The following is an 11,778-nucleotide window of genomic DNA, read 5'->3' as shown; positions in this document are numbered from 1 at the left end:
CTCATGCACCGGCGACGCACCGATCGGCTTCTCGACCCGCCACCGGACAAACCCAGAAACCAAAACCAGATGGCCTTCCAATGGCCGCAAATTTAAACCGGACAGTAGTGGGACAAGCCCGAGGATGACGAACGCAAGCTTTGCGGACTTCGTTAGCAGCCCTATGGTAAGACAGCTCACCCACTCGTTCTCATATCCGCCGCCCATCCGCCCCGAACAGATGCGTCTTCGAAAGATCGAACGCAAAGGGAATGGTCTCGCCGATGCGGATATGGCGCTGGCCGTCCAGCAGCACGGTGGCGGGCTGGCCGTCGGGGGTCGCGGTGTAGACCACCGTTGAGCCGCCGAGATGTTCGACGAGCTGGATGGAGGCCTCACCCAGCGAGGCCGATTGCGCCTGCGGGTTCACATGTTCCGGGCGCACGCCGAAGGTGAGCGGTTCGTCCTGTTGCGCCGCGACCGGTTTTTCCAGCACGATGCGCTGGCCGGCCACCTCGATGGTGCGGTTGGAACTGTCGCCTGATGCCACTTTCGCGGAGAGGAAATTCATCTTCGGCGAGCCGATGAAACCGGCGACGAACTGGTTGGCCGGGTTGTTGTAGAGATCGAGCGGGCGGCCGACCTGCATGATGCGGCCGTCGCGCAGCACGACGATCTTGTCGGCCATGGTCATGGCTTCCACCTGGTCGTGCGTCACATAGATCATGGTGCTGCCGAGCGTCTGGTGCAGCTTGGCGATTTCGACGCGCATCTGCACGCGCAGTTCCGCATCGAGGTTGGACAAGGGCTCGTCGAACAGGAAGATTTTCGGTTCGCGCACGATGGCGCGGCCGATGGCGACGCGCTGGCGCTGGCCGCCGGAAAGCGCCTTCGGTTTGCGCTGCAAAAGCGGGCCAATCTGCAGGATATCGGCGGCCTTCTGCACCCGCGCCTGGACTTCCGGTTTCTTGTAGCCTGCCGTCTCCAGACCGAAGGCAAGGTTCTTGTAGACGCTCATATGCGGATAAAGCGCATAGGACTGGAAGACCATGGCGATGCCGCGCTTGGAGGCGGCGGTTTCATTGACCCTTTCGCCATCGATACGCAGATCGCCTTCGGAGATTTCCTCAAGCCCCGCGATCATGCGCAGAAGCGTGGATTTTCCGCAGCCCGAGGGGCCGACGAAAACGGTGAACTCGCCCGGCTCGATCTTGAGATCGATGCCGTGAACGACCGGAAAAGCGCCGAACCGCTTGACGATTTTTTCGAGCGTAATGCTGCTTGCCATGCTTTTTCTCCCGACTGTCGCGCCGCATGCAGGGCGGCAGCGACAGTGTTGATTGTCTTAAAATGCGTTCCCGATGCGGGTTCTGTTCAGCGTTTCATTCCGGTAGTGGCGATGCCTTCGATCAGCAGCCGTTGGAAGAACAGGAAGAACAGGAAGACCGGCACCAACGACAGGTTGGACATGGCGAAAAGCGAGGTCCAGTCCGAGCTGCCGGTGGAATCCACGAAGGATCTGAGGCCGAGCTGCACGGTGTAGGTGTTGATGTCGTTCAGATAAATCAGCGGACCGAAGAAGTCGTCCCAGGTCCAGATGAAGGAAAAGATCGCGGCCGTCGCCAGAACCGGCAGCGACAGGGGCAACATGATCTTCCAGTAGATGCGGAAGGGCGAGCAGCCATCCATAACAGCCGCCTCGTCCAGTTCACGCGGGATACCGCGAAAGAACTGCACCATCAGGAAGATGAAGAAGGCGTCCGTCGCCAGATACTTCGGCACGATCAGCGGCAGCGAGGTGTTCACCCAGCCCATTTCCAGAAACAGGATATATTGCGGGATGAGCACGACGTGATAGGGCAGCATGAGCGTGCCGAGCATTAGCGCGAACCAGAAATTGCGCCCTCCGAAGCGAAGCCGGGCAAAAGCGAAGGCGGCGAGCGAGCAGCCGACCACGTTGCCTATGGTGGCGAGCACCGAGATGAAGAAGGAGTTCCAGAAGAACTGCCCGAAGCTCACCTGCAGCCCGGTCCAGCCGCGAATATATCCGCCGACATCCACCGCCGAGGGAATGAGCGAGGAAGAGCCGAACAGCTCGTCCTGCGGCCGGAAGGAACCCGAGATCATCCACAGGATCGGATAGAGCATCGCGAAGGATGCGATGATCAGCGCCGTGTGGAGCATCACCGATTTCAGCGGCGAACGTTGCGGGCCCTGGCCCGGCCGGGGGGCGGTAACAGCATCAGTCATCGTAGTGCACCCAGTATTTCGCGCTGAGGAACGAGAAGGCCGTGAACAGCGAGATGATGATCACCAAAATCCAGGCAAGCGCCGAGGCGTAACCCATGCGGAAGAAACCGAAGGCTTCCTGATAGAGGTAGAGCGTGTAGAACAGCGTCGAGTTGATCGGCCCGCCGGTGCCTTCGGAAATGATGAAGGCGGGGGTGAAGGCCTTGAAGGCGTCGATCGTCTGGATCACCGCGTTGAAGAAGATCACCGGCGTCAACAGCGGCAGGGTAATGCGGAAGAACTGCCGCACCTTGCTTGCACCGTCGATTTCGGCGGCCTCATACATGTCCTGCGGGATTTGTCTCAGACCCGCGAGGAAAATGATCATCGGCGAACCGAACTGCCAGACGGACAGGATGACCAGCGTGTAGATCGAATAATCCGGATTGGAAATCCAGCTCGGCCCTTCGTAACCGAAGGCCTGCCAGAGGACCATATTGACGAGACCGTCAGAGGCGAAAAGCTGGCGCCAGAGCACGGCAATCGCGACGCTCGAACCGAGCAGCGACGGCAGGTAGAAGATCGCACGATAAAGCGTCAGCCCCTTGATGCCGCGGTTGAAGGCGAGCGCAACGAGCAGCGCGAAGATCAGCTTCAGCGGCACCGACAGCAGCACATAGGTGAAGGTGACCTGCATGGCCGCAGCGAATTTCGGGTCAGCCGTGGCGATGCGCACATAGTTTGCCGCCCCCACCCAGTCCGGCGACTGCAACAGGTCGTAATTCGTGAAAGACAGGTAAAGCGACGCAAGCGCGGGACCGAGGGTGAGGCCGAAAAAGCCAATCAGCCAGGGCAGCAGAAACAGGTAGGCGTGAATGTTGCGGTCGAAAATCCGCTTCACGCCGCCCCGCTTCGGGAGAGCCGCGCCACGGCTCTCCCCCACAAGAGTTTCAGATCGAAAGGCCATAAACCATCACTTCCGTTTGACAACGGTTTCGGATTCCTTGACGAGGCGGTCACCGCCCTCTTCCGGCGTGATCTTGCCGAAGCCGATTTCCTCCGCCGTGCGTTTGAGGACGAAGGCGAATTCGCCCGCGCCCGGAGGCGGCGCCGGCGGCAGATCGCCGACGCCGGGGGTAATCTCGGCAATATAGTCCACCATCGTCTTGCTCACCTCGTCGAGCTTGCTGCTCAACTGGCTACGCATGGATTCCGAAGCAGGAACGCCGCGCTCGACGCCGAGAATATCGATGCCCTGCGGTTCAGCCACAAGGAAGTTGATGAAACCGACGGCCTGCTCGATGCCGGCGCTGCCATTGGCGACGCTGATAAGCATGGAGGGTTTCAGATAATGGCCGGAAGGGCCATCCTTGGTGCTCTTCGGATAGGAGCTTATGGCAAGCTTGGACTTGTTGAGCTTCTGATAACCGACGAACTGGTTGGAATGGGCGAATGCGGTTGCCGCCTTGCCCGTCGTCAAAGGGTTCGTTTCGATGTTGAGCTGGTCGAGCGCCTGCACATCGGCCGGCACACAGGCGCCGCTCTTGCGCAGATCCGCCCACAAAGTGAACCACTTGGTCGCATCGGCAGGATCGAAGCCGATGCCGCCATCCTGCGTGTAAAGCGACTTGCCGTTCTGGCGCAGCCAGTTCTCGAAGCTCGGCTCCACGCCGCTGGCATCGGCCGTGGCGTAATAACCGGGCTTCGGCTTGTTCTTGCTGAGCTTGGCGGCGTTTTCGGCAAACTCTTCCCAGGTCTGGCCGATCGCCGGCGGCGTCGCACCGGATTTTTCCCAGGCCGCCTTGTCGAAGAAGACGGCGCTGGAATTGACGCCGAGATTGATGCCGTAAAGCTTGCCATCGACCCGGCCGGAATCGATGTTCATCTTGCCGAAATCCTCGATCTTCAGGCCCTTGCCGATATATTCATCGAGGGGTGCCAACGCGCCGCGACGGCCATATTCGAAGATGTAGCGATAATCCATCTGAATCAGGTCAGGCGCGTTGCGGCCCGCCACCTGCGTGGCAAGGCGCGGCCAATAATCGCTCCAGCCTGCGAATTCACCGGCAATATCGAGATCCGGCTTGACCTGCTTATAGGCTGCTATCGCCTTGTTGGTGCGGTCGGCGCGTTCCTGCGACCCCCACCACAACATGCGAAGGCGCGCGGCCTGCGCCTGCGCTGAACCACCTCCCAGTGTTGCGAGCGACAGGGCCGCAAGCCCCGCTGAAAGCACACCTCTCCTCTGAAGCATCATGGGCATTGGCAACTCCTCCCTATTGACTGCCAATTGATGATGAACGTAAACGACACTTGCCGTTTTATAACTAATTGGTTACATGGGAACACTGATCGCAAACATTGTCAAGCGGGTGCTGAAATGGAAGAAACGACAAAAAAACAGCCGTCCGATCCTGCCCCCGATGCGGCCATGGAGAAAGCGCCGTCACCCAAGCGCAAACGCGCGACGACACAGGTGCGAAACCCCGAAAGAACGCGCGCCGCCATTCTCGAAGCCGCCCGCCGTGAGGTGGCCGCCAAGGGGCTGGCAGGGGCTCGAATCGATGTCGTCGCCCGGCGCGCCGGCACCAACAAGCGGATGATCTACCATTATTTCGGCGACAAGGATGCGCTTTATCTCGCCGTTCTGGAAGACGCCTACCGCCATATCCGCCACACAGAAAGACGGCTTGACCTGGCCCGCAAGGCCCCCTCGGAGGGCTTGCGCGAGCTTGCGCTTTTCACCTGGCACTACTTCCTCGACCACCCCGAATTCCTCAGCATCCTCGCCACGGAAAACCTCAATAAAGCCCGCTATCTCAGGCAATCCTCGACGATTACGGCGATGCATTCGAATTTCATTTCAGAGCTGGAAGACGTTCTGCGGCGCGGCAGCAACGCGGGCGAATTCCGTGACGGCCTCGATCCGATCGACGTCTATCTGACCATCGCTTCGCTCGGCGCTTTTTATCTTTCGAACCGGTTCACGCTGTCGACGATCTTCCAGCGCGACCTGACAGACCCCGCCGAACTCGAACGCTGGGGCCAGCATATCGTCGACACCCTGCTTGCTGCAGTGCGGCCGGTCTGAGCCGGCCGAACCGAATTCCTCTTTAACAACAGCGACGACGCGCCATTCGCATCCGCGAAGCGCGTCGTTTTCTTTTGCGGCGCGGTGGAAACACAAAAACGCAACCGTCGTCAGACAATGAATTTTTCCTGTCAAAAACACCTTGACAGATCGCATCCTTCACGACCACAAATAACCAAATGGTTACAAATTGCCATGTTTGACGGAAGCGGCTTTCGGGAAGAGGCCGCCTTGGGAGGAAATTCATGAAACGTATCGGCGTCATCATGCACGGCATCACCGGCCGCATGGGTTACAACCAGCATCTCGTGCGCTCCGTTCTCGCCATTCGCGATCAGGGCGGCGTGCTGTTGAAAAACGGCGAAAGGGTCATGCTCGACCCCATTCTGGTCGGCCGCAACGGCGCAAAGATCGAGGAAATCGCGAAAAAGCATAATGTCGCGCGCTGGACGACCGATATCGATGCGGCGCTGGCGAACCCCGACGATACGCTGTTCTTCGATGCCGGCACGACGCAGATGCGCGGCAGCCTGCTGGAGAAAGCCATCAAGGCCGGCAAGAACGTTTATTGCGAAAAGCCGATTTCCGACACGATGGAAGAGGCGCTGGCCATTGCCCGGCTTGCCGAAAGCGCCGGCATCAAACACGGCGTCGTTCAGGACAAGCTTTTCCTGCCCGGCCTGCGCAAGCTCGCTATGCTGCGCGACAGCGGCTTCTTCGGCAAAATCCTATCGGTGCGCGGCGAGTTTGGTTACTGGGTGTTCGAAGGCGACTGGCAGCCGGCGCAGCGCCCTTCTTGGAATTACCGTCTGAAAGATGGCGGCGGCATCATTCTCGATATGCTGTGCCACTGGCGTTATGTGCTCGACAATCTGTTCGGTCCGGTGAAATCCGTCAGCTGCCTCGGCGCGACCCATATTCCGGAACGTTTCGATGAGCAGGGCAAAGCCTATAAGGCGGATGCTGACGATGCCGCTTATGCCACCTTTGAGCTGGAAGGCGGCGTCATTGCTCATATCAACTCCTCATGGGCGGTGCGGGTGCGCCGCGACGACCTCGTGACCTTCCAGGTCGACGGCACGCATGGTTCGGCGGTGGCGGGCCTGACAAAATGCTTTACCCAGCACCGCACCAACACGCCGAAGCCGGTGTGGAACCCCGACCAGCCGCAGACTATCGATTTCTACAAGACATGGCAGGAAGTGCCGGACAATGTCGTCTATGACAACGGCTTCAAGGCGCAGTGGGAAATGTTCGTGCGCCACCTCGTCGACAACGATCCGTGGCCCTATGGCCTGATGGAAGGCGTGAAGGGCGTACAGCTTGCCGAGCTTGGACTGAAATCCTGGAGGGAACGCCGCTGGCTCGACGTTCCCGCTATTTCGTAAGGAGGCGATGGTGAGCGAACTCAAGCTTCCGAAGGATGACCGCAGCATTGAGGTCTACAGACTATCAGGCACGCCGGTCGCGGTTGAGAAACGAAGTGCGGCGGATTTCAACCGCGTCGCCTTCGCGGCCGCCCATGTGGTGGCCGATCCCCTTGCCGATAACGACCCATGGCTGACGCCCGCCATCGACTGGGACGCCACTTTACGTTTCCGTCACCGCCTGTGGGATCTCGGCCTGGGCGTCGCTGAGGCGATGGATACGGCCCAGCGCGGCATGGGGCTCGCATGGCCGCAGGCGCAGGAACTGAGTTCCCGTTCGCTGAAGGAGGCGGCCAGCCGCAAGAACGCGCTGATTGCCTGCGGCGTCGGCACCGACCATCTGAATGGCGGCGGTTACGACCTGAACCAGATTGTCGACTCTTATCTCGAACAGCTTGATTTTGTTCAGGGAGAAGGCGGACGCGTGATCCTGATGGCGAGCCGCGCTCTGGCCGCTGCCGCCCGTTCGCCGGATGATTATCTCAAGGCTTATGCCAGAGTTTTATCCCATGCCGACCAGAAAGTGGTGATCCACTGGCTGGGCGAAATGTTCGATCCCGCGCTTGAGGGTTATTGGGGTTCCGGTGACCACATGCAGGCCATGGAAACCTGCCTTGCCATGATCGAAGAGAATGCCGACAGGATCGACGGCATCAAGATTTCGCTTCTCTCCAAGGAAAAGGAAATCGTCATGCGCCGCCGCCTGCCATCAGGCGTGCGCATGTATACCGGTGACGATTTCAACTATGCCGAACTGATCGCCGGTGACGAGAAGGGCCATTCGGATGCCCTGCTCGGCATTTTCGACGCCATAGCGCCTGCGGCTTCGAAAGCGCTGGCCTGCCTGAAGCGCGGGGCGGACAACGAGTTCTTCGATATTCTGGAGCCGACGGTGGCGCTGTCGCGCCACATCTTCAAGGCCCCGACCCGCTTCTACAAGACCGGCGTGGTGTTCCTCGCCTATCTCAACGGATTGCAGGACCATTTCACCATGGTCGGCGGGCAGGAAAGCACCCGCTCCACGCAGCATTTCGCCGAGCTTTTCCGGCTTGCGGACAAGGCCAATGTGCTTGCCGAGCCGGATCTGGCGACGCATCGCATGAAGGCGTTTCTGGCCGTCCGTGGCATCGGGTGAAGCAAAACGAGGGGAGATACCGAGATGAGCCTTGAAGGCCTTTCCATCAATTTCGCCACCGTGCGTCAGGGCGGAGACTTCGGCGCAATCGTCGATGCCTGCCTTGCCCATGGCATCACCGCCATCTCGCCCTGGCGCGAGCAGGTGCATGGCGTTGGCCTTACGGAAGCCGCCCGCATCGTCGAACGGAACGGGCTGCGCCTTAGCGGTCATTGCCGTGGCGGCTTTTTCCCCGCGCCCAATGCGGAAGGCCGCCACCGTGCCATAGAAGACAATAAACGCGCCGTCGATGAGGCCGCCGCCATGAAGGCCGATTGCCTCGTGCTGGTCGTAGGCGGCCTGCCCGCCGGCTCACGCGACCTGAAAGGCGCGCGGCAGATGGTGGAGGACGGCATGGCCGAGCTTCTTCCCTATGCGCGGGCCGCCGGCGTACCGCTCGCCATCGAGCCGCTGCATCCCTTTTATGCCGCCGACCGCGCCTGCTTCAACACGTTGAAACAATCGCTCGATCTCTGCGACAGGCTGGGGTCTGGAACCGGTGTCGCCATCGATGTCTACCACGTCTGGTGGGATCCGGAACTGGAGGAACAGGTGGCGCGCGCCGGCAGGAACGGGCAAATTCTCGCCCACCACATCTGCGACTGGCTGGTGCCGACCACCGATCCGCTCAACGATCGCGGCATGATGGGCGACGGCGTGATTGACCTGAAGGCATTTCGCGCCATGATCGAGGCCGCCGGCTTCCACGGCCCGCAGGAAGTGGAAATCTTTTCGCATCGCTGGCAGGCGCGCCCGATGGACGAGGTCCTCGCCACCGTGGTCGAGCGTTTCAAAACTGTTTGTTGATTATCCGGGAGAGAGACGATGCCTGAAAAGGTGAAACGCAAACGCTATGCGCTGGTCGGCACCGGCAATCGCGGCACCACGATGTGGGGCCGCGAACTTCTGGCCGGCTGGAGCGACTACGTCGAGCTGGTCGGCATTTGCGACCTGAACCTCATGCGCGCCGAACGCGCCCGCGCCATGATGGGATCGAGCGCGCCGCTTTACGACGATTTCGACCGGATGATGGAGGAGCAGCGACCCGAACTGGTGATCGTCTGCACACCTGACGATACCCATGACGACATCATCATCCGGGCGCTGGAAGGCGGGGCCGATGTCATCAGCGAAAAACCCATGACCACCACCCCGGAAAAGATCGACCGTATTCGCGCGGCGGAGGCCAAAAGCGGCCGCCGCGTCGACGTCTCCTTCAATTACCGTTTCTCTCCCACCGCCGCCCGCATCAAGGAGCTGATCGACGAAGGCGCCATCGGCACCGTCACCTCGGTCGATTTTCACTGGTATCTGGACAACCAGCACGGCGCAGATTATTTCCGCCGCTGGCACGCCTTTACCGAACATTCCGGTAGCCTGTTCGTGCACAAGGCCACCCACCATTTCGATCTCTTGAACTGGTATCTCGATTCCGATCCCGTGGAGGTGAAGGGCTTCGGGCAATTGCTGCATTACGGAAAGAACGGTCCGTTCCGCGGAACGCGCTGTCGCACCTGTCCGCACAAGAACGAGTGCGATTATTTCATGGATCTCGGCGCCGATCCTTTTCTCGATGCGCTTTATGAAGACCCTTCGACGGTGGACGGTTATGTGCGCGATGCCTGCGTCTTCCGCGAGGAGATCGACATTCCCGATACGATGAGCGCCTCGATTCGTTATGCCAGCGGCGTGCAGGTTTCCTATTCGCTCAACACCTATATGCCGATCGAGGGCCATCACATCGCCTTCAACGGCCATAAGGGCCGCATCGAGATGCGCCAGTATGAAAAGCAGCCCTGGACGGAACCGCCGGCCGATGAAATCCTGCTGGTGAAAAGTTTCGGCGGTGGCGTCGAACATATCTGGGTGCCACATGAGCCGGGCGGCCATTATGGCGGCGACAACCGCATGCGCGACATGATCTTCAAGCCCGGCTCCAACGACCGGCTGCGGCAGCGGGCGGGCTCGCGCGCCGGCGCAATGTCCGTCCTGACAGGGGTGGCGGCGCTGAAAAGCGCCCGTGAAGGCGGCACGGCAGCGGTGAAATCGCTGCCGGTTTAACCGCCTTCGTCTGCGGCCCATCGACAACTGGGCCGCAGATGGCAATTGCCAAAAAAGAACGGACGATATTCCACAGATTACGCGCTTCTTCCATGCCGGTAAAATGGTCGCCGGGGGAAGAAAGAGTGAGTCATGTCCAGTTTTGAATCCTTCGTTCCGCTCATCATCATCGGCCTCAGCCTCGTCGTATTTTTCAAATGGGTGGGGCGAGATATGAACCGGGAAGAGAAAAAGCCGCGTTCCCGCCGCTGACGGCGGAAAAGCGCGCCCGCGCGGCGTGGAAACGGAACCCGCGCCTTTTCCCCTGCGTTTCCCCTTTAAAAGGAGGACGCGACATGACGAACAAAACGAAGCCGAAAACAGTTGACAAACGGCCTTCCAGCCCGAACGACATTCCTCCCGCCGGCCCGCACGCCAAATCGTCCCTCACCGACTATGACAAGACGCCGGGGGCAGGCAGCCTGCCGGATGACCGTGCGAAGGACGTGTCTCCCGGTGGAGGTTGATGCGCGCGAAACCAAAGGCTGCGCCAGACCGGCCGCACGATGGGGTCAGCGGGAAATAGCACCGTGAACCAGATACTTAGCCAATGATCGGTCGCTCGCCAGTGCTTTTTCCTTCAATGCCCATTGCAAAATCAAAAATTGCGCCTATATTTTCTTCATCGACCATTGCTTGTGACGTCGTTCTGGAACAGACTGTTCCCCGTCGGATTTCCTCTCAAATAATCGATCTTATCCCGCAAGGTATCGCGGGAACCACAACGATTCTACGAAAGGAAATCGTTATGAACACTGGTACTGTAAAGTGGTTCAACGCCACCAAGGGCTTCGGCTTCATTCAACCTGACAATGGCGGCACGGACGTTTTCGTTCACATCTCCGCTGTTGAGCGCGCTGGCATGCGTTCGCTGAACGACGGCCAGAAGATCAGCTACGAGATCGTCCAGGACCGTCGGTCCGGCAAAAGCTCGGCTGATAACCTTCAGGCAGCTTGATATTCATCATTTAACCCGCAGACCACGGATGTACTGGCTGCAGGTTAGAATGATTGTGAGAGGTCGGGTCAAAGCCCGGCCTTTTGTTTTTGGGCCAGGGAAAAAGCGCGTCCGCGAAGAAGCCTAAGCCGTGCGCCACCGCCGCAAGAGGGCAAAGAAGAAAATTCAGCGCGAAGGGCTGCTGCCTGCCCCCAAAAAGGTTACCCGCCCCCGACAGCCTTCCGATACCGCTCTTCCATAAAGGAGAATGCCATGGCCGCGTCAAAGGAAGCTTTTTTCAAACCCGGCAAACTATCCGCACAGGACAGGGCGTCATTGACGGATAACGCCGCAAAGCAGATCATAAACGCCGAGGCCGACCAGCGCGCCCGCAAAACGGAACGCCTTCGCCAGCTTCGCGAAGCACAGGAAGCGACGATTATCGCCGACGTGCCGGTTTCCGCAAAAAAACGATCCGGCAAGAACTGACTGGCCGGATTTCCAGCATCGCCCGCTCGAACGGGCCTTGAACGGATTGTCTCATAGCCGCTCGAGGCCGCACCAATCCAACAGGAGGAGGACACCATGGCCAAGGGTCAATTGCGCAGCAACAAGGAAATCCGCAAACCGAAGAAGGACAAGACGAAAGCGCCTGCCGCGCCGCCCACCGGTTCGCAGGTCAAATTCGCAAACGCCACGACAGCGGATAGCAAAAAGAAATAGGCGCCAAGCCGGCCGACAAGTCACGGCGAATAAAAGCATAGCCATCCATGCCGGACTTGTTTTGGCCACATTTCCCAATTAAACAGCTCTCATGGCAACTGCTGGTGAGCGCGAATGA

Annotated in this window: 13 protein-coding genes; 9 read left to right on the top strand and 4 right to left on the bottom strand. The window is 59.6% G+C overall.

The window, feature by feature from the left end:
* Positions 1–190: 190 nt before the first annotated feature.
* The 4 genes from PIB16_RS24365 to PIB16_RS24350 all read right to left on the bottom strand — a co-directional run bounded on the left by PIB16_RS24365 (position 191) and on the right by PIB16_RS24350 (position 4,471).
* Complete coding sequence (locus tag PIB16_RS24365; protein ID WP_271046484.1) at positions 191–1,267, bottom strand: ABC transporter ATP-binding protein; 1,077 nt, start codon at positions 1,265–1,267, stop codon at positions 191–193.
* A gap of 86 nt (positions 1,268–1,353) precedes the next feature.
* Positions 1,354–2,229 carry a carbohydrate ABC transporter permease gene (locus PIB16_RS24360; RefSeq protein ID WP_020809242.1) on the bottom strand — a complete coding sequence of 292 codons (876 nt, stop codon included), beginning with the start codon at positions 2,227–2,229 and terminating at the stop codon, positions 1,354–1,356.
* Entirely contained in the window at positions 2,222–3,175 is a 954-nt protein-coding gene (locus tag PIB16_RS24355) for a carbohydrate ABC transporter permease (protein WP_185740859.1), read from the bottom strand. The genes PIB16_RS24360 and PIB16_RS24355 overlap by 8 nt, the downstream gene beginning before the upstream one ends.
* A gap of 6 nt (positions 3,176–3,181) precedes the next feature.
* Positions 3,182–4,471, bottom strand: a complete 1,290-nt coding sequence (locus PIB16_RS24350; protein WP_271046483.1) for an ABC transporter substrate-binding protein — start codon at positions 4,469–4,471, stop codon at positions 3,182–3,184.
* 117 nt (positions 4,472–4,588) lie between these two features.
* Here PIB16_RS24350 and PIB16_RS24345 point away from each other — a divergent pair, with 117 nt between their 5' ends.
* The 9 genes from PIB16_RS24345 to PIB16_RS24300 all read left to right on the top strand — a co-directional run bounded on the left by PIB16_RS24345 (position 4,589) and on the right by PIB16_RS24300 (position 11,660).
* Positions 4,589–5,299: a TetR/AcrR family transcriptional regulator gene (locus PIB16_RS24345; protein ID WP_271046482.1), complete on the top strand. Its 711-nt coding sequence runs from the start codon at positions 4,589–4,591 to the stop codon at positions 5,297–5,299.
* 245 nt (positions 5,300–5,544) lie between these two features.
* On the top strand, positions 5,545–6,687 hold the full coding sequence (locus PIB16_RS24340) for a Gfo/Idh/MocA family protein (RefSeq protein ID WP_271046481.1): 1,143 nt from the start codon (positions 5,545–5,547) through the stop codon (positions 6,685–6,687).
* Between the two features lie 10 nt (positions 6,688–6,697).
* Positions 6,698–7,861 (top strand): dihydrodipicolinate synthase family protein, encoded by a 1,164-nt coding sequence (locus PIB16_RS24335; protein WP_271046480.1) that lies wholly within the window; start codon positions 6,698–6,700, stop codon positions 7,859–7,861.
* A 24-nt stretch (positions 7,862–7,885) separates the two neighbouring features.
* A complete protein-coding gene (locus PIB16_RS24330; RefSeq protein ID WP_125146369.1) occupies positions 7,886–8,707 on the top strand; it encodes a sugar phosphate isomerase/epimerase family protein in 822 nt (273 codons plus the stop codon).
* A gap of 18 nt (positions 8,708–8,725) precedes the next feature.
* Positions 8,726–9,961, top strand: a complete 1,236-nt coding sequence (locus PIB16_RS24325) for a Gfo/Idh/MocA family protein (protein ID WP_080857169.1) — start codon at positions 8,726–8,728, stop codon at positions 9,959–9,961.
* Between the two features lie 335 nt (positions 9,962–10,296).
* The gene (locus PIB16_RS24320; RefSeq protein ID WP_271046479.1) at positions 10,297–10,467 is read left to right on the top strand and encodes a hypothetical protein; all 171 of its coding nucleotides are present in this window, start codon (positions 10,297–10,299) and stop codon (positions 10,465–10,467) included.
* A gap of 281 nt (positions 10,468–10,748) precedes the next feature.
* Positions 10,749–10,958: a cold-shock protein gene (locus PIB16_RS24315; RefSeq protein ID WP_003508146.1), complete on the top strand. Its 210-nt coding sequence runs from the start codon at positions 10,749–10,751 to the stop codon at positions 10,956–10,958.
* 252 nt (positions 10,959–11,210) lie between these two features.
* Positions 11,211–11,426, top strand: coding sequence for a hypothetical protein (locus PIB16_RS24305; protein ID WP_078053614.1), 216 nt, complete (start codon positions 11,211–11,213; stop codon positions 11,424–11,426).
* A 96-nt stretch (positions 11,427–11,522) separates the two neighbouring features.
* Positions 11,523–11,660, top strand: a complete 138-nt coding sequence (locus PIB16_RS24300) for a hypothetical protein (RefSeq protein WP_162856819.1) — start codon at positions 11,523–11,525, stop codon at positions 11,658–11,660.
* The last annotated feature ends 118 nt before the right edge of the window (positions 11,661–11,778 follow it).

Origin of the sequence: Agrobacterium sp. ST15.13.015, assembly GCF_027871645.1 — a bacterium.
Taxonomy (GTDB): Bacteria; Pseudomonadota; Alphaproteobacteria; order Rhizobiales; family Rhizobiaceae; genus Agrobacterium; species Agrobacterium leguminum.
This window is presented reverse-complemented; position numbering and strand designations above follow the sequence as displayed.